At 32.1% G+C, this 19,616-nt stretch carries 17 protein-coding genes; 10 read left to right on the top strand and 7 right to left on the bottom strand.

The window, feature by feature from the left end:
* From NSU06_RS01990 to NSU06_RS01975, 4 genes are all read left to right on the top strand, one after another.
* On the top strand, positions 1-768 hold the full coding sequence (locus NSU06_RS01990; protein WP_019834971.1) for a thiazole synthase: 768 nt from the start codon (positions 1-3) through the stop codon (positions 766-768).
* Positions 768-1,766 (top strand): HesA/MoeB/ThiF family protein, encoded by a 999-nt coding sequence (locus tag NSU06_RS01985; protein ID WP_019834970.1) that lies wholly within the window; start codon positions 768-770, stop codon positions 1,764-1,766. The genes NSU06_RS01990 and NSU06_RS01985 overlap by 1 nt, the downstream gene beginning before the upstream one ends.
* Positions 1,767-1,883: 117 nt before the next feature.
* Positions 1,884-2,495 (top strand): DedA family protein, encoded by a 612-nt coding sequence (locus NSU06_RS01980; protein ID WP_002448460.1) that lies wholly within the window; start codon positions 1,884-1,886, stop codon positions 2,493-2,495.
* A gap of 145 nt (positions 2,496-2,640) precedes the next feature.
* On the top strand, positions 2,641-4,605 hold the full coding sequence (locus tag NSU06_RS01975) for a fructose-bisphosphatase class III (protein ID WP_048762230.1): 1,965 nt from the start codon (positions 2,641-2,643) through the stop codon (positions 4,603-4,605).
* 53 nt (positions 4,606-4,658) lie between these two features.
* Here NSU06_RS01975 and NSU06_RS01970 read toward each other — a convergent pair whose 3' ends face one another.
* Positions 4,659-6,443 carry a cation:proton antiporter gene (locus tag NSU06_RS01970; protein WP_019834968.1) on the bottom strand — a complete coding sequence of 595 codons (1,785 nt, stop codon included), beginning with the start codon at positions 6,441-6,443 and terminating at the stop codon, positions 4,659-4,661.
* Positions 6,444-6,724: 281 nt separating this feature from the next.
* Here NSU06_RS01970 and NSU06_RS01965 point away from each other — a divergent pair, with 281 nt between their 5' ends.
* Entirely contained in the window at positions 6,725-7,810 is a 1,086-nt protein-coding gene (locus NSU06_RS01965) for a YkvI family membrane protein (RefSeq protein ID WP_017175041.1), read from the top strand.
* Between the two features lie 75 nt (positions 7,811-7,885).
* Entirely contained in the window at positions 7,886-9,310 is a 1,425-nt protein-coding gene (gene aldA, locus NSU06_RS01960) for an aldehyde dehydrogenase (protein WP_049418988.1), read from the top strand.
* 60 nt (positions 9,311-9,370) lie between these two features.
* Here the strand turns inward: aldA and NSU06_RS01955 are convergent, their stop codons facing one another.
* Complete coding sequence (locus NSU06_RS01955) at positions 9,371-10,327, bottom strand: metal ABC transporter solute-binding protein, Zn/Mn family (RefSeq protein WP_049420752.1); 957 nt, start codon at positions 10,325-10,327, stop codon at positions 9,371-9,373.
* 181 nt (positions 10,328-10,508) lie between these two features.
* Between NSU06_RS01955 and NSU06_RS01950 the strand changes: the two genes are divergently transcribed.
* From NSU06_RS01950 to NSU06_RS01940, 3 genes are all read left to right on the top strand, one after another.
* Positions 10,509-10,790, top strand: a complete 282-nt coding sequence (locus NSU06_RS01950; protein WP_019834964.1) for a GNAT family N-acetyltransferase — start codon at positions 10,509-10,511, stop codon at positions 10,788-10,790.
* A 128-nt stretch (positions 10,791-10,918) separates the two neighbouring features.
* Positions 10,919-11,725 (top strand): VOC family protein, encoded by an 807-nt coding sequence (locus NSU06_RS01945; RefSeq protein WP_049420749.1) that lies wholly within the window; start codon positions 10,919-10,921, stop codon positions 11,723-11,725.
* Positions 11,726-11,828: 103 nt separating this feature from the next.
* Positions 11,829-12,970 (top strand): IS3 family transposase gene (locus NSU06_RS01940; protein ID WP_131566158.1). Its coding sequence is split into 2 segments (ribosomal slippage): positions 11,829-12,099 and positions 12,099-12,970, totalling 1,143 coding nucleotides; the frame shifts between segments, so codons are not numbered across the junction.
* 64 nt (positions 12,971-13,034) lie between these two features.
* Here NSU06_RS01940 and NSU06_RS01935 read toward each other — a convergent pair.
* The 3 genes from NSU06_RS01935 to NSU06_RS01925 all read right to left on the bottom strand — a co-directional run bounded on the left by NSU06_RS01935 (position 13,035) and on the right by NSU06_RS01925 (position 16,567).
* Positions 13,035-13,943, bottom strand: a complete 909-nt coding sequence (locus NSU06_RS01935) for a phosphate/phosphite/phosphonate ABC transporter substrate-binding protein (protein WP_049420449.1) — start codon at positions 13,941-13,943, stop codon at positions 13,035-13,037.
* A gap of 331 nt (positions 13,944-14,274) precedes the next feature.
* On the bottom strand, positions 14,275-15,768 hold the full coding sequence (locus NSU06_RS01930; RefSeq protein WP_049420450.1) for an aldehyde dehydrogenase family protein: 1,494 nt from the start codon (positions 15,766-15,768) through the stop codon (positions 14,275-14,277).
* Positions 15,769-15,898: 130 nt separating this feature from the next.
* Entirely contained in the window at positions 15,899-16,567 is a 669-nt protein-coding gene (locus NSU06_RS01925) for an NAD(P)H-dependent oxidoreductase (RefSeq protein WP_079335305.1), read from the bottom strand.
* A 317-nt stretch (positions 16,568-16,884) separates the two neighbouring features.
* Here NSU06_RS01925 and NSU06_RS01920 point away from each other — a divergent pair, with 317 nt between their 5' ends.
* Positions 16,885-17,877 carry a D-lactate dehydrogenase gene (locus tag NSU06_RS01920; protein ID WP_048679920.1) on the top strand — a complete coding sequence of 331 codons (993 nt, stop codon included), beginning with the start codon at positions 16,885-16,887 and terminating at the stop codon, positions 17,875-17,877.
* A gap of 89 nt (positions 17,878-17,966) precedes the next feature.
* Here NSU06_RS01920 and NSU06_RS01915 read toward each other — a convergent pair whose 3' ends face one another.
* Both NSU06_RS01915 and srtA read right to left on the bottom strand, forming a co-directional pair.
* The gene (locus tag NSU06_RS01915) at positions 17,967-18,776 is read right to left on the bottom strand and encodes a Cof-type HAD-IIB family hydrolase (RefSeq protein WP_049420452.1); all 810 of its coding nucleotides are present in this window, start codon (positions 18,774-18,776) and stop codon (positions 17,967-17,969) included.
* A gap of 177 nt (positions 18,777-18,953) precedes the next feature.
* Complete coding sequence (gene srtA / locus NSU06_RS01910) at positions 18,954-19,559, bottom strand: class A sortase SrtA (protein ID WP_049382421.1); 606 nt, start codon at positions 19,557-19,559, stop codon at positions 18,954-18,956.
* Positions 19,560-19,616: the final 57 nt, after the last annotated feature.

The raw sequence follows: 19,616 nt of genomic DNA, 5'->3' as shown, positions 1-19,616 counted from the left end.
ATGTTTAACATTGGACCATTAGAAATTAAATCTCGTTTATTATTAGGTACAGGAAAATTTGAAGATGAAGCTACGCAAACAAAAGCGATTGAAGCAGCAGAAGCGAATGTGCTGACTTTTGCTGTAAGACGTATGAATTTATATGATAAAAACTTACCTAATCCATTAGCAAATATTAATCTTAAAGACTTTATTACTTTTCCAAATACAGCCGGCGCTAAAACTGCTGAAGAAGCGATTCGTATCGCTGAAATTGCAAAACATGCTGGCGTATGTGACATGATTAAAGTCGAAGTGATTGGTGACGATGAAACATTGTTACCTGATCCATTTGAAACATATGAAGCATGTAAAGTGTTATTAGAAAAAGGTTATATCGTATGTCCTTACATTTCTAATGATGTCGTATTAGCGAAACGTTTAGAAGAATTAGGTGTTCATGCTGTAATGCCACTTGCTTCTCCAATTGGTACTGGACGTGGTATTAATAACCAACTTAATTTAAGTTACATTATTAAAAATTCAAATGTTCCCGTTATTGTGGATGCTGGTATTGGTTCACCAAAAGATGCGTGTCATGCGATGGAATTAGGCGCTGATGCTATTCTTTTAAACACTGCAGTTTCAGGTGCAAAAGACCCTGTTAAAATGGCTGAAGCAATGAAACTTGGTATTCATGCAGGTCGTCTCTCATATGAATCAGGACGTATTCCAGTAAAATATACAGCCCAAGCATCAAGCCCTACTGAAGGTTTAGGATTCTTATAATGCAACGCTATAACCGTCAATTGCGTTACCATGCATTTGGAGAGGATGGCCAAACTGCCCTCTCCAATGCAACCATTTTAATACTTGGTGCAGGCGCGTTAGGAAGTCACGTTGCGGAGCTTTTAGCACGTATGGGTGCACATCATTTAGCCATTGTCGATATGGATATCGTTGAATTATCTAATTTACATCGCCAAGCACTCTATACTGAAGATGATGCTCATCATATGGTCCCTAAAGTTCACGCAGTTAAACAAAAGATTGAACACATTAATTCAAATGTAAATGTTCAAACTTATTATCAAGAAATTGACTCTACAACTATTGAGGATATTTTAAAAGCCGTCAATCCTGATATTGTCATTGATGGTATGGATCATTTCAAAATTCGTTATCTTATTAATGAAGCCTGTCACAAACATCATATTCCGTGGGTGTATGGTGCTGCTGTAGGCAGTAAAGGTACCGTTTACGGCATTGATTTCAAAGGACCTTGTTTGAAATGTTTATTAAAACAAATTCCAACCAGTGCAGAGAGTTGTGCTATTAACGGCGTATTACCACCTGTGATTACACAAGTAGCAAGCTATGAGGTCACAGAAGCGATTCGTTATTTATCTGGTCATGGATTTTCTCATAAGTTAATTACTCTTGATGCATTTAACATTGATTATAAAGCAATGAATATCGATGTTTTAAAAGATGCTGAATGTGACGTATGTGGTAAAGCTCATTACGAATTATTAGAAACGAAACAACAACAGAAGATTGAAAGCTTATGTGGAAAAACCTATTTATTTAGATATCAACCTACTGCTTTTGACTATGCTGAACATTTCCCAGGTGATATTGTAAAATCAACCTCATTTGCAAAACTAATTAAAGACGGTAATTATGAAATCACCTTATTCAAAGATGGTAGAATGAATGTTTATGGCGTTGAAGATGATAATGAAGCAGAACAATTGTATCATCAATATTTAAAGTCCTTAAAATGAGTTGTACAATCCTTATAAAGTTATAACAAGCAATTCATAGTAAATTCTTATATAATGAATTTACTATGAATTTTTTATTCGAGTAATGTTTAATAACGGAGGATTTTTAATTTTATAATGGAACAAATTATTACCAATTTTATAGGCCAATGGGGTTATGCAGCCATTTTTATTCTTATTTTATTAGAAAATGTCTTACCTGTTGTTCCTTCTGAAATTATATTAACATTTGCAGGTTTAATGTCAGTTAAATCAGGTCTTTCAATTTTAGTTTTATTTATTATTTCAACAATCGCTTCATTTATTGGTTTACTTATTTTGTATTATTTATGTCGTTTAATTAAAGAAGAAAGTATTTATCGATTTGTTGATAAATATGGTAAATGGTTCAAACTTAAAGGAAATGATGTGAAACGTGCGAACGACTGGTTTAAACGTTATGGTGCGTGGGCAGTGCTATTATGTCGTTTCATTCCTGTTTTACGTGTATTAATCACTATTCCAGCAGGTATCAATAAAATGAACGTTGCAACATTTACGATGTTATCATTACTAGGTACAACGATTTGGAACTTTGCCTTAATTTTACTTGGTCGTCTTCTTAGCGATAGTTTCGACGTATTAATGTCTGGTATTCATACCTATTCTTACTTTATGTATGTGATTCTGATCATTATTATTCTATATGTACTCTATCGTCTATTCTTCAAAAAAAATAACGCTAAATAAGTACATTACTTTTACTTTCAAATTAAATTTACAACAATTTAAGCATCACTGTTGAAAAAGTGATGCTTTTTAACGATAATTTATGTAAGCGGTTTTATTACTCAGCTTACTATTTAATAAATTTCCCATACAGGAGTGAAATCAAATGTCTCAATCTACGGAAAGTGAATTAAAGAAAAAGTATTTAGATTTACTATCTCAGCAATTTGATAGTCCTGAAAAACTTGCAACAGAAATTATTAATCTAGAATCCGTTTTAGAATTACCAAAAGGTACTGAACACTTCGTCAGCGATCTTCATGGTGAATATAAATCGTTCCAACACGTATTAAGAAATGGCTCTGGTAATGTCCGTGCTAAAATTAACGATATCTTTGCAGGTAATATATCCCAAAAAGAAATAGATGATTTAGCTGCGCTAGTGTATTATCCAGAAGAAAAATTAAAGCTCATTAAGAATGACTTTAATTCAAAACGTGAGTTAAATGAATGGTATATCTTAACAATCGAACGTTTGATTGATTTAATCACGTATTGTTCTTCAAAATATACGCGTTCAAAACTACGTAAAGCCTTACCTTCAGAGTATACATATATCGTTGAAGAGTTGCTTTATAAAAATAACGAATTTAATAATAAAAAATCGTATTATGAAACACTCTTAAATCAAGTTATCGAGCTTGAGCAATCAGATGATTTAATTATTGGATTATCGTATACCATCCAACGTCTTGTCGTCGATCATCTTCATGTTGTGGGTGATATCTACGATCGTGGTCCAGAACCTGACAAAATTATGGATACATTAATTGACTACCATTCTGTTGATATTCAATGGGGTAATCATGATGTACTTTGGATTGGAGCTTATGCAGGTTCTAAAGTGTGTTTAGCCAATTTACTACGTATATGTGCACGCTACGATAACTTAGATATTATTGAAGATGCATATGGTATTAATTTAAGGCCCCTCCTCACTTTAGCTGAAAAACATTACGATGGTGATAACCCAGCGTTCAAACCGAAAAAACGTCCGGATAAAAAAGTGGGCTTATCTAAACACGAAGAAGCACAAATCACTAAGATTCACCAAGCCATTGCAATGATTCAATTTAAGCTTGAAATGCCAATTATTAAACGTCGACCAAGTTTTGAAATGGAAGACCGTTTAGTTTTAGAAAAAATAAATTATGATACAAACGAAATTACAATTTATGGTAAAACGTATCCTTTAAAAGATACTTGCTTTAGTACTGTGGATCCTAAAGATCCTGCAACATTATTACCAGAAGAAGAAGATGTTGTTAATAAATTATTACTGTCTTTCCAACAATCTGAAAAATTAAAACGTCATATGGCCTTTCTAATGCAAAAAGGTAAATTATACCTCCCTTATAATGGTAATCTTCTTATTCATGGTTGCATTCCTGTAGATGATCATGGTGAAATGGAAGCTTTTGAAATTGAAGGTGTAAAACATAAAGGCCGTGATTTATTAGATGTCTTTGAACGTCACGTACGCTTAGCATTTAACGACAAAGAGAAAACAGATGATTTATCTACGGATCTTGTATGGTATTTATGGACAGGTAAATATAGTTCTTTATTTGGTAAACGTGCCATGACTACATTTGAGCGCTACTTCATTGAAGATAAAGCGTCTCATAAAGAACCGAAAAACCCGTATTATTACTTACGTGAAGATGTAGATATGATTCGCAAAATGCTAAAAGATTTCGGACTTAATCCTGATGAAGGTCGTATTATCAATGGACATACACCAGTAAAAGAAATCGATGGCGAAGATCCTATTAAAGCCAATGGTAAGATGTTAGTCATTGATGGTGGATTCTCAAAAGCATATCAATCTACTACAGGTATCGCAGGTTACACATTACTTTACAATTCATTTGGTATGCAACTTGTAGCACACCAATTCTTTGATTCTAAAGAGAATGTCTTATCTGATGGTGCTGATGAACTATCAGTACGACGTGTCGTTGATGAAGAATTACAACGTAAAAAAATTAGAGATACGAATGTCGGTAAAGACATTATGGAACAAATTCGCATGTTAAAATTATTAATGCACGACAGATATTTAAAATAAACCTATAATAATGCCCGGCGACATTTCAAATGAACGGTCGCCGGGCGCTTTTATTATTGATATACGTTTCTTAAAATACCATATGTTCCATTGTCATATTCATCCATTGATTTTGTACTCCTATGGAATGTTGCTTCTTTATCGTCACTAATGTGATAAATAATCATATCTTTATCTGTAATATCATGATATGAAGAGGCTGGAACTTCGACAATATTTTGATTAGTAATCACATTGTCAAACCATCTTGGACTATGCTTTTCATCAAATAAAATATGATTACGAAGCGGTCCATTTAAATTATTACGTGCTTGATCATCTGTAAATGATACTGGCATCATATTTACATTATTTAATCCAAATTCTGGAACTAACTCATTAAATGCAAGACTATTAAAAATAAATGATTTAGTCATTAATAAGCATTTGTTATAGCGAATTAAGTCTGCATACATACGATCACTACTTGATAATAAATTTCCTTTAAAAATTTCAAAACCGAGTTCTTCAGCTTTATCAGAAGTGTTACTAAACAAGTTAAACACCATAACTGGAATACCATGCGATTGTAACTGTGTACCTAAGTGATAAGAGAATTCGCTCTCACCTACTAAAATGACACCTGGAGGTTCAGTACTTGCTAAACCAAGCATTTTACTTATTGGTGTAAAGCTAAAACCATATATGACTACGGTAATAAATACTAAACCAAATGTTACCGGTGTAATATAAGATGCCATTTTCATATTATCGTTTAAGAATAATCCACCGAAAAATTGTGCTACAGTTAATACAACAATCCCTCTTGGTGCCATCATGGCTACAAGCGCACGCTCTTTTTTAGTGATTTCAGTACCAATGGTAGATAATAAAACCGCAATTGGACGTACTAACACAATCATGACAAGTGAGAAAATCACAAGCTTCCATGATAATACATTCATCAATACAGATGGTGTTAATGATGATGTAATTAAAATAAACACCGTTGAAACTAGAATAGAAGACATATTTTCAATAAAATGATCTGACTCTTTATAAATTAAATCATGTCGTTTATAACGTGCCATCATTAATCCAAAAATGGTTACTGCTAATAAACCAGATTCATCGAGAATTTGGTCACAGATGCTAAACACGAGCAATATAAACACCAACTGAATAGAAGGCATTAAATTTTGTGGTATGACATCGCGTTGGATGAGCCAATTGAAGAAGAATGAAGCACCAAAACCAATTAATGCTACAACCAACATTTTAAAAATAAATATAAAGAGTAATTGGAATCCAAAACCTTGTCCAATTATTTGATACACATAAAATGCAGCTAATGCTAGTATTGGACCAAGTGGATCAAGTATAATACTTTCCCAACGTAAGACAGTATCTACACTGTTTCTAACTTTGGCTTGTTTTAACAGTGGCTGAATCACTGTTGGTCCAGTAATAAGAAGTAATCCTCCCATAACAATAGCGATAGAAATAGGAAAACCTAAAATTTTATGTAAGGCAATGGCGCCAAGCACCCATGCAATTGTGGCTCCTATCGTAATAATACGTATAACCGCCTTAGAAATACCTTTTAATTCTCTAAAATCTAAATTACTACTTCCTTCAAATAATATGATTGCCACCGCAAGAGATACAATTGGACTAAATACCTCTGAACCTAGCGTATGCTCAGGATTTGCTAGTCCTAATATAGGTCCCACTAATAAACCAACAATCGACATTACTACAATCGAAGGCCATTTAATTCGATTTGCTAACCATTGACTGAAAATACCTAATGCAAGAAATAACACAATAACTAGCATTACAGGTAAATCAAATAACATATCTACACCTTCCTTATTTAAATTGAATATATTGCAATATCCTATCAAATTTTACTGAATACTGTATAGTATATTTATTACATTTTTTAATAACATTTATATGAGAACTATAAACTATTATATACCCCATATAACTTAAAATTTATACAAATTCTTTCGAATGTATTTTTGAGAAATACAATGTTCATTACAAGTAAACTTTAATATTTATTTTTAACAAAATGTCCTTTAAAATAGATTAATATATTCTCATGTGTTTGATTTAGAAAGGATTTTTAAAAATGAAAGTTTTAAAAGAATCGATGATCGTAGCATTTGCCTTTGTAGGTGTTGTCGTTGGTGCTGGTTTTGCTACGGGTCAAGAAATATTCCAATTTTTCACAAGTAACGGTCAATTCAGTGTATTAGGGATTATTATTACAGGATTAATCATCACACTTGGCGGTATGTTCGTCTTAAATACTGGTTACAACATAAAATCACATAATCATTCAGAATCCATTCATTACTACTTGCATCCTATGATTGCTCGATTATTTGATATTGTTCTAACATTATTTTTGTTTTCACTCGCTATTATTATGAGCGCGGGCGGTGCATCTACAATTCAAGAAAGTTTTCATTTACCTTATTGGCTTAGTTCACTTATTCTCGTAAGTCTTATTTTGGTTACATTATTTTTAAAATTTGATCGTTTAATTGCAGTACTAGGTATCGTTACACCTTTCTTAGTTATCGTCGTCACAATTATTGCGATATATTATCTTGCAACTGGCCATCTTGACTTTGAAAGTGCAAATCAATATGCACAGCATAAATCATCTATTTCACTTGGATGGTGGTTTGATGGTATCAATTATGCCAGTTTACAAATTGCTGCTGCCTTCAGTTTTCTAAGTGTAATGGGGGGACGTTTACATGACCAACGTGCTTCTATTTGGGGTGGATTAATTGGTGGCGTCATTATTACATTTTTACTTTTAATGATTAATTTAGGCTTAATTACAAAATTTAATGATATTAAATCCGTAGCGCTTCCAACCTTATTATTGGCACGACATATCTCACCTATTTTGGGAACTATCATGTCTATTATTATGATTCTAGTTATTTATAATACTATTGTAGGCTTAATGTACGCATTCGCCTCTCGTTTCACAACACCGTTTTCAAAACAATATTTTGTACTTATTATCGTCATGACAATCGTGACGTTCATTTGTACATTTATCGGCTTTATTTCACTCATTGGCAAAGTATTTCCAATTATGGGGTTATTTGGCTTTATTCTACTCATTCCTATTTTATATAAAGGGGTTAGACATTTTAAATATTCAAAAAAAGAAGGTTCAAAGGGAGCACATTAATCTCCTTTTGAATCTTTTATTTTTATAGATTAAATTTAATACTTTACGGGAATAATAGGTATGGAGGTGTCGTTAATGACCAATCAACTATTTATTAATAATGAATTTGTAGAAAGTAAGTCAAACGAAACAATGGACGTGATTAATCCTGCTACGGGAGAAACAATCGATACGATTACATTCGCTACTGAAGAAGAGGTAAACGACGCAATTGAAAAATCTAAACACGCTCAACTTGAATGGGAAAAAGTACCAGCTCCTACACGTGCTGAGCATGTAAAATTATTAATTCCTTTACTTGAACAACATAAAGATGACATTGCTCATTTATACGTTAAAGAACAAGGTAAAACAATAGTACAAGCTAAAGGTGAAATTGATAAATCAATAGAATTCATTGATTATATGGCAAGTTTAAGTATGAGTAACAAAGGTGAAGTATTACAAAATAGTATAGTAAATGAAACTATTCAACTGACAAAAAAACCAATCGGTGTGACGGCTGGTATTGTACCTTGGAATGCTCCAATTTTAGTGCTTATGCGTAAAGTGATTCCAGCTATTGTAACGGGTTGTTCTGTCGTTATCAAACCAAGTGAAGAAACAACATTATTAACATTAAAAATCGCTGAACTTTTCCGTGATTCAACTATTCCAGCTGGTCTTATTCAAATCGTTCCAGGTACTGGCGAAACAGTTGGAACACAATTGGCAACTCATAAAGATATTCAACTTGTTTCATTAACAGGTAGTATGGGAGCAGGTAAAGCTGTATTCAAAAACGCAGCTGACAGCATTAAAAAACTTAACTTAGAACTAGGTGGAAATGCGCCTGTTCTTGTCACACAACACGCTGACTTAGATAAAGCTGTTGATTATATCGTTACTGCACGTATTAATAACGCTGGTCAAGTATGTACATGTCCAGAACGTATCTTTGTTCATGAAGATGTACATGATGACTTTATTAACAAAGTGAAAGATAAAATGGATGCGCTTCAAGTTGGAGATCCATATGATGAAAACACTGACTATGGTGCAATCATTAATCAAAAACAATTAGATAGTATTGATGATAAAGTTCAAGAAGCAGTAAAACATGGCGCAGATTTAGTATTAGGTGGCTATAAATTAGATCGTGAAGGATTCTTCTACGCTCCTACAATTTTAGATCATGTAAAAACGACTGATAGTGCTTTTAAAGAAGAAATTTTCGGTCCTGTTCTTGCTATAACTACGTATACAAACTTTGATGACGTTATTGATATGGCAAATGATACTAATGCAGGTCTATCATCTTATATTTTCTCTGAAAACTTAAAAGAAATTATGACAGCTACTGAACGTTTAAAATTTGGAGAAGTGTATGCGAACTGTGAGGCAGAAGAAGCAGTCAATGGTTATCATGCAGGTTGGAGAGAATCTGGCCTTGGTGGTGCAGACGGTATTCATGGTTTTGAAGAATATTACAATACAACTGTAAGTTATATTAGATGGTAAATTAAAAATAAAAAAAGAGAGCAAGAAAGAATGTAACGCCACTCTTTCTTGCTCTCCTTTTTATTTGTTTAATGCTTTATCGAGGGCTTGAATATTTTTTTTCATAATGGATTGAAAAGTGAGTGTTTGATCTTCTGATTGAGATTGAGACAATACTGCTAAATTATTAAAATTTACAGGTTGAGTTTGGGTCTCTTTACGAATCACATCGGTTATTTTTGAAGAAATATTTTGTTCATATAAAATATACGGTTCATGTGTGTCTTTTATTTGATTAATGAGCGCTAAGATGTCTTTCTGACTTGGCTCTTTATTATTCATACCACTAACCCCTTCTTGTTCGAAGTGGTAACGTCGCGCTAAATATCCTAATGAATCATGAGAAATAATTACTTTATCTCGTTTAGGATGCGTCGTTATGTTAGATAATGTATGGTCAATTTGTTTTAAATCTTCAACTAATTGTTTATAGTTATGCTCATAATATCTACGATGCGCAGGATCTTTATGAACTAAATCATCTTTAATTTTCTTTGCGAATTGTTGGTCTAGTATTGGATCAAGCCAAACATGAGGATCATATGATGTTGCTTTATGGTGATGTCCATGTTCATCGTGATCATCATCTTCATTCAAAAGGATTTGTTTATTTAAATTATTTGCGACTGCCAATTTCATATCATTATTATTCATTGATTTTGTAATTTTAGCCGCTACTGGATCAAGATGATCACTTGAATAAACAAATAAATCACTTTTTGCAATATTAATCATATCCCGTTGACTAGGTTCATATGTATGCATATCAGCACCCGGTGGATAAATCGTATCTACATCCACATATTTACCACCAATTTGTTTTGTAAAGCTTTCAAACGCAAAAACAGTGGTATAAATTTTTAATTTATTCCCAGTTGTTACTTTTTTATGTTTGTGAGTGATATCGCGATTTGTACTACAAGCAGCTAATATGAGGCACAAACACATTAAACTGATGAATGCGATCATCTTCTTCACACAAACCCCTCCAAAACGTAATAATTTCGTTCTCAACTATATCTGTTCTTTTATAAAAAAGCAATGACTTTGTAATTAAATATTTTATAATTTTTATATTCTAAATTTTATTTATGTAATGTTTTAATTTAGCGAAAATGTGATAAATAATACTAAGACATTATATAAGGAGTGAAGTAATATGGCTGAAGAAATTAAACAAGGTAACAATAAATTTTATGTAGGTGAAGACGAAAATAATCCTAAAGCAGAAATCACTTACAAACAAGTAGATAACAATGAAATTGAAATCGATCACACTGGTGTATCTGATGAATTAGGTGGTCAAGGTTTAGGAACTAAATTAGTTGATTCAGTTGTAGAACATGCTCGTCAAAACAACTTAAAAATTATCGCTTCTTGTCCATTTGCAAAAGATGTATTAGAAAAAAATGATAGTTACCAAGATGTTTATTTAGGATAAGAGTAAAATAAAATCCTCTAGAGAATCATTCTCTAGAGGATTTTTTTAATTAAGTTATTTATCTTGTTTCCTATTAATCATTCTAGTATATTTAATATACTTAGTATAAAAAAGAGAGGCAATGATACATGACTACATTTCATTCAAAAGAAGCAATGCAAGTGACGAACGTCACTTTAAATGTTAAAGATTTAAACAAAATGAATCACTTTTATTCTGAAGTACTCGGCTTTTCTATTAAAAAGAAAACTGACACACAAACCATTTTTAATGTTGGAGAACATGGTCACACGTTAACGCTTCATCTTTTAAATCATGGACGTCATCCTGAATTTAGAGAAGCTGGCCTTTTTCATATCGCTTATTTATTACCTTCACGACAAGACTTAGCTAACTTCCTATATCATATGAGTCGTTTAAATCAGCCTGTTGGTGGCGGTGACCATTTAGTAAGTGAAGCGCTATATTTCAATGATCCAGAAGGTAATGGTATTGAAGTCTATCAAGATCGCCCTTCTAGTGGTTGGGAATGGGAGAATGGCTTTATTAAAATGGATACCCTTGAAGTTGATGCACAAGATTTAATTTCACATCGTACTGAAAAGGGTTGGCAAGGTTTTCCATCAGATGGAAAACTAGGACATCTCCATTTAAAAACACATAATTTGATGGAGGCTCGTCAATTCTATATTGATCAACTTGGTTTTGAACATATTTCAAACCTCCCTCAAAGTTTATTTATTTCTACACAACACTATCATCATCACATTGCTGTGAATACATGGCAATCTAATCAAGTGAATCCAGACAATAAGAACACTTATGGATTAACACATATTGATATCTATCAACCTCACGCTAAAGAAACGAATTTAACATCACCTGAAGGGTTTAGTGTGACTGTTCATGGAGATGTAAGTGTGGTTCCTGATTAAAAAAAGGTTGGATGACAATGGACTGACCCCAATTAGTGGGAATGATATAAAAACACTTTCGTTGAATTCATATTAAAATGAATCATGCGGAGGTGTTTTTTCTATGAAAAGAGTATCTTATTCAGTAGAAACAAAGTATAAAGCAGTTGAAATGAAAATAGCTGGTTTTTCGACAAAAGAAATTATGAAAGAATTAAATATTAAAAATAGAACACAAGTGGAAACTTGGTGGCGATGGTATCGAAATGAGGAAAGTTATAGATTTTCACAACACGTTGGGAAACAATATACCTACGGTAAAGGATTAGAAGAATTGTCAGAAATAGAACGATTAAAATTAGAAAATAAGAGAAAAGATATAGAATTGGATATTTTAAAAAAGTACAAGGCATTGGAAAGGAAGTGGTACCAGCAGTAGTCATAGATTTAGTGGATCAATTAAAAGTAAAATATTCAATCAAATTGATACTAGAAGTATTAAACATACCTAAATCAACATATTACCGATGGAAAAACAAAACCTATAAAAATGATACCGTAACACAAAAAGTCATTGAATTATGTGAAGCTAATAATTATACCTACGGTTATCGTAAGATTACAGCTTTGATTAATCAGTGTTATACATCACCAATTAATCATAAGAGAGTACAGAGAATTATGCAGGAACATCAATTGAACTGCCGAGTTAGACCTAAAAAGACGACAAGAATAGGTAAACCATATTACAAAACAGACAATTTATTACAAAGACAATTTAAAGCGAGTTGTCCCATAGAAGTATTAACAACCGATATTACTTATTTACCATTTGGTCATTCTATGTTGTATTTATCTTCGATAATGGATATTTATAACGGAGAAATTGTGGCGTATAAAATAGATGATAAACAAGACCAAAGTTTAGTTAATGATACATTAAATCAAATCGATATACCCGAGGGGTGTATATTACATAGTGATCAAGGCAGTGTTTATACATCCTATGCTTATTATAAATTATGCGAAGAAAAAGGCATTATCAGAAGTATGTCCCGAAAGGGAACACCTGCCGATAATGCCCCGATAGAAAGTTTCCATTCCTCGCTAAAGTCTGAAACTTTCTACATCAACAATGAGCTTAATAGCCCTAATCACATTGTAATAGATATTGTCGAAAAGTACATTAAAAACTATAATAATAATCGAATTCAACAAAAACTAGGCTACTTATCCCCTGTAAAATACAGAGAATTAGCAGCCTAGAACATAGTGTTTTTATTAAGTTCCCGTTTAAGGGGGTTCAGTGCCACAATCATCCAATCTTTTTTTAATCTACAATATCTCGATATTTTCTTACAGTATCAAAGTCACTATCTTTTGCTTTTTCATAACCTTGATGACCATAAATATCACTAATAACATGTTTACCTTTTTTTGTATGACTGATATCAATAAATGCTTGACTAATTTTATTTTTCCATTTGTTACTCATGTCATTACGTACTGAAATGGTATCATTAGGAATTTTCTTTGTACGATAAATCACTTTAGTTTCTTGATAAATATCGGGATCATCTTTTTTTAAATCTGCCCGAGCATCTTGATATGTAGCAACAGCTTCTACATCATGATTTAATAATGCAATTAATCCCTGATCATGACCTTTCACTTGTTGAATTTGAATATCAGACTTTTTTATTCCTTTTTCCATTAATGTTGCTAAAGGATAAATATATCCTGACGTTGATTCCACATCTTGCAATGCTATCTTCTTATCTTTCAAATCTTTTAAATGATTAATATTACTATCTTTACGAACCACAATTTGAGATCGATAGTAATCTACAAGGTGATGTGTTTGATTCCCTTTATTATCTACTAGGTAACCTTTTGACTTTAACAATACATCTGCTGCATGAGCATCATGAGCTAATGTGTAAGAAACAGGAGAAATAAAAGCAATATCGATTTTTTTCGATTTCAATCCTTCTATCATTGTATTATAATTTGTTGCTATATGTACTTTTACAGGAACCTCCAGCTCATCAGATAATAATTGTTGCAAAGGTTTTACTTTAGCGTTAAGAATTTGAGCATTTTGAGATGGGATAAACCCAACAGTTAATGACTTAGGTGTATATACTTCTTTAGGATGCTTTACATTGTCAATGTTTGAACAACCACTTACTATAATTGTAATAACTAAATAAATAACTAAAAATTTTAAACGTTTCATCATTTTTCCTTTTCAAAATATATAATGTATTTAAACTTTATCAAACTTAAAATATAAAGACGTATTTATAATATATTAACCACCAATATTTAAATTGAAAATACAATTTATATTAAATTTTGATTTCAGTTTGAAGATCTTAATATTTAGATTTTCATCAGAAAGCCTTCATATAAGTTGAATTGGGGTTACCAAGAGGACTATACAACTTCAAAATAAAATCCGTCATACTTTTCTATTTCTTAATCATACTTCATAAAAAAATGCCGACAAAGTATACACCTTTGTCGACATTTCAAAACATTTATTAAACTATTTAATTATATTTTAATTAGTATAAGCCTTTTGTTTCATTACTTGTATCAATAAAGATGTTTTTAACTTGTTGATAGTTTTTAATTGCATCTTTATAAACTTCACGGCCGATACCAGATTTTTTATAACCACCAAATGGCGCACCAGCTGGAATTTGATTATACGTATTAACCCAAATACGTCCAGTACGAATTGCTTTTGCAACATTTAATGCACGAAGTAAGTTTGTAGTGAAGACACCACCAGCTAAACCATATTCTGAATCATTAGCAATGTTAATTGCTTCTTCTTCATCTTCGAATTTTTCAACAACAACAACAGGTCCAAAAATCTCTTCTTGTGCTAATTTATGACTATTATCTGAAAGTTCAATGATTGTTGGTTCGAAGAAATAGCCTTTATCTAAACCATTATCAGTAATACGATGTCCACCCGTTAAGATATTTGCTTTGTCATCTTCTTCTGCTAATTTAATATAACTTTCAATTTTTTCAATTTGTTCTGGGCCAGTTTGTGCACCCATTTTTGTATCTTCAGCGAATGGGTCACCTACTTTAATATTTTCGAACGCTTCTTTTAATTTTAGTAATAATTTATCATATAAAGATGATTGTACTAATAAGCGTGAACCGGCACTACATACCTCACCTTGGTTGAATAGAATACCTAATTGAACGCCTTCAATGACTTGATCTAAATTTGCATCATCAAAGATAATATTAGCACTTTTACCGCCAAGTTCTAATGTAGTCGGCACAATACGTTCAGCACCTGCTTTAGCAACACCATAGCCTACATCAGTTGAACCAGTGAATGATAATTTATTTACACCTTCATGTTTGAAAATCGCATCACCTGATTCTGAACCTTTACCAGTAATGACGTTGACTACACCTTTAGGTAACACATCTTGAAGAATTTTAGCTAATTCAATTAAGCTTAATGGTGTAGAAGAAGAAGGTTGAATTACCACTGTATTACCCGCTGCTAATGCTGGACCTAATTTCCAAGATGCAAGTAAGATTGGGAAGTTCCATGCTACTACTGCACCTACGACTCCCACAGGTTCATTTACAACTAAACTCATAGTGTTATTATCTATTTGATTAACCGAACCTTCATCAGTCGTTAATACTCCTGCAAAATATTTAAATTGTTCAGCTACTTGAGGAATATCGATCGTTGAAGTTTCACGATAAGGTTTACCATTTTGAAGTGATTCAACTGTTGCTAGATGTTCCTTATTTTCTTCAATACGACGACTAATTTCTAATAAATAATCTGCACGTTCTGCTTTAGAAATTTTACTCCAGCTATCAAATGCATCATGTGCTGATTGCACTGCTTTATCAACATCTTTTTCATTTGCTTTAGCAACTTTAGCTAATTCTTCACCATTTGCTGGGTTAGTTACCGTAAGTGTTTCTCCGCTTTCACTTGGTTGGAATTCGCCATTTATAAATAAATCATATTGTTCATCTAAAAAATCTCTAACATTTACTTTTGCCATACGTTTTCATCCCTCTTTCTTTGTTTATAAATAAATCATAACGTAACTCTCTATAAAGTAATGTTAAATTCACTTCATCATTGATACGTTTTGTATATTTATTATTTACCCTTTTTTTACAAAACTATGCTTAATTTAACCATTCAATTACATCTTCTTGTGGTTGACGTGTTTTAGGTTTTGTAGGATTCTCTTTTCTGTAACCAAAAGCTACCATAACTGAAGGTGCAAACTGATTACTATCAATGATTCCTTCATGTTCTAATAACTCAGTTACGCCATCTAAATCGAAACCTTCCATTGGACAGGAATCAATATTCATTAATGCAGCTGCTGTCATCATATTACCTAATGCAATGTAGGTTTGTTTAGACGCCCAATCCAAAATGGTTCTAGCGTTGTCATTAATATGAAAACGTGTTTGGAATCCCTGTACTTTATCTTCAAACATTGGAATGGTGCTCTCTTCATACTGCTTAATCCCTCTAATAAATGACTGTACATAATCAGACGTCTGTGTTACATTCTTACGAGCTAAAATTAGTACAAAATGACTGGCAGATTTAAGTTGCTTTTGTGCACCAGAACTATAAGGTATTAATTTCTCACGCAGCGTTTCGTTTTGAATCACAAGAAATCTCCAAGGCTCAAGGCCTAACGAACTAGGAGATAATCGTCCTGCTTCAAGAATGGTATTAAATTCAGAATCACTTATCTTTTTTGTTGTATCGAATTCCTTAGTAGCAAATCTAAATTTAAACGCATCTATAATGGTATTTTGAATCTGATTGATAGTCATCCACTCCTCTATTAAAAATCTTACTCAAATTATAAAATACAAACTATTTTAGCCAAAATAATTAGCTCAAAATGATTTGTCTAATTCTAAGTTGTAATATTTCATTTTAAATGATATTTTATGTATATAATTTCACATTATACAAAATAAAAAATCCTTTTTAATTGATTTGTGAACTAATTCACAATATAATAGGGTTGTAAGTTTTGTTAGAGATAATATTTAATGATTTTGTACCAAATCTCTTACTTTAACTTTAGTCTTACGTATTTATTAAATTTTAACTTTTTTATACAAAATGAAATGGGGTTATTTTAATGACAAAAATTATGTTTTTCGGAACTCGTGATTACGAAAAAAAAGACGCTTTAAATTGGGGTAAAGAACACAATGTAGAAGTTGTTACTTCTGAAGAAATTTTAAGCGAAGACACAGTAGATCAATTAGAAGGTTTCGATGGCGTAACTACAATGCAATTCGGTAAATTATCAGATTCTGTTTATCCTAAACTTGAAAAATACGGTATTAAACAAATCGCTCAACGTACTGCTGGTTTTGATATGTATGATTTAGATCTTGCAAAAAAACACAATATTGTAATTTCTAACGTACCAAGTTATTCACCTGAAACAATTGCTGAATACTCAGTATCAATCGCTTTACAATTAGTACGTAAATTCCCTGCAATTGAAAAACGCGTTCAAGAACATAATTTCAAATGGGCTGCACCTATCATGTCTACACCTGTTAAAAACATGACTGTTGCAATTATCGGTACAGGCCGTATTGGTGCTGCAACTGGTAAAATTTATGCTGGTTTTGGCGCAAAAGTAGTAGGCTATGATGCATATCCAAACAACTCATTAGATTTCTTAGAATATAAAGATTCAGTTGAAGAAGCCATTGCCGATGCTGATATCATTTCTTTACATGTACCTGCTAACAAAGAAAGCTTCCACTTATTCAATGCTGACATGTTTAGCAAAGTGAAAAAAGGCGCTGTATTAGTAAATGCCGCTCGTGGTGCTGTTATTGATACACCAGCTTTAATTAATGCTGTAAATAATGGTACTTTATACGGTGCTGCCATTGACACATATGAAAATGAAGCTGATTACTTCACATATGACTGGACAGGTAAAGAAATTGAAGATAAAACGTTACTTGAATTAATTGAAAATGAAAACATCTTAGTGACACCTCATATTGCTTTCTTCTCAGATGAAGCAGTTAGAAACTTAGTTGAAGGTGGATTAAATGCTGCATTATCTGTAATTAACACAGGTAAATGTGACACTCAATTAAACTAAGATTTAATATATAAAAAGGCCTGGGACAACTTATGATGTCCTAGGCCTTTTTTATGTGTTAGTAGTCGACTACTGAATGAGACGACGAATTATTCTGTCTCACTCTTTAATACTTTTTCTTCTATAATTTGAAGTACCCCTTGTTCATCATTACTTGGCGCTATAAATTTTGCAATATCAAATAATGATTGATCATGGCTATTTGCCATAACATAACTATGCTCTGCAAATTCTAGCATATCTTTATCATTGTTAGCATCACCGAATGCCATTAATTCAGATGGTGACATTTCCCATTTTTTTAACAAACGTTTTAACGCTTGGCCTTTTGTCATATTAGGCATAATAATATCAATACTATCATGGCCACTTGAAACCAGTTTAATTTCTTCTTTAAACTTTGTTTCTAAATCTGTATCCAAAGTGGGATGTGTCTCACGATTAATATTTAATGCAATCTTCACATATGCATCATTAGGTAAAGGTTGAAATGTATCTATTTCTTCTAATTGACGATAATAAAAATGGGCATCCTTTTTAAAGGCTTCTGACGTATCTTTTAAAATATATGCACTTTTAAGTCCACATACAATGAATTCGTCGATATGTTGATCAAGATGAATATAATTCACTACTTTTTCATATATGGTTTGATCAAAACTACGGTAATTATACAATTGATTACCATGATAAATCACTGCACCATTCTCAGAAATGAAGTACATGTCTCGCTCTCCAAAAATAGACTTTAACTTAGCATATTGATTACCACTGGCTGCAATAAATTCAATATGTCTTCGTTTTAATTCTTGATAAATTATCTCAAAGCGCGCTTTGTCATATTCTTTATTTGTATCTAAAAATGTCCCATCCATATCTACTGCAATGGCTCTAATCATGAGTGGTTTCCCCCTTACAATACTTTTCATCGTCCATTATATCCACCTTATGATTGGGATTGAAGTCAGTACTTGAAGAGTGAAACTATATTCACATTTAGAAATTACATACAAAGAATAAAATTTTATGCATAAAAACCGCTCATCAATGAGAAGATGAGCGGTCAACTAAAATATTTATTTAATTTGTTTAGCTACGAAAATTTTTCTTTTTTCCCAAACGCCTGTTTGTTGATTATAATTATCACACGTTATTAATGTCAGTTGATTAGTTTCCCCTTTATGTTCGTCCAATACTTGAACATCTTCAGGATCTACATCTCGAATGCTTGTCATTTTATATTCTCGAGTTTCATCTCCAACTTTAAAATAAACTTTGCTGCCTTTTTTTGCTGCTTTTAAATTTGTAAATTGGTAATGTGGACGATCAGTAAATGTATGTCCTGCAATAGAAATATTTTGATCATCAAGTGATTCATCACCTTCTGCAAAACTTACACCTCTATTAAGTTGTTCAGGTGTCGCAGGACCAGGATAAACAGGTTCTTTGATTTCCGCATCGGGTACACTGATATACCCTGCCATTTTCGATTTATCTTTTGGAATCGTAGGTTTTTCTTTTGATGTATTGCTTTTATCATTTTTATCATATTGTTCTATTTTATCGTCATTATCTTTTTCATGTAAGTAATTATCAATATATGGTTTCGCAAATAAATATACTGCTACTAATATCAAAATCACACCAATAATGGTCATGAGTCGATTTGTCCAATTTTTCACTAAGTAGTACTCCTTTAATTTTAAAATTCTTAATTCATAGTATATCATTTATTTTTC

The organism is Staphylococcus sp. FSL W8-1270 (genome assembly GCF_038007165.1).
In the GTDB taxonomy this organism is placed as follows: Bacteria; Bacillota; Bacilli; order Staphylococcales; family Staphylococcaceae; genus Staphylococcus; species Staphylococcus hominis.
The sequence above is the reverse complement of the archived record's forward strand: the minus strand, read 5'-3'. Positions and strand labels throughout refer to the sequence as shown.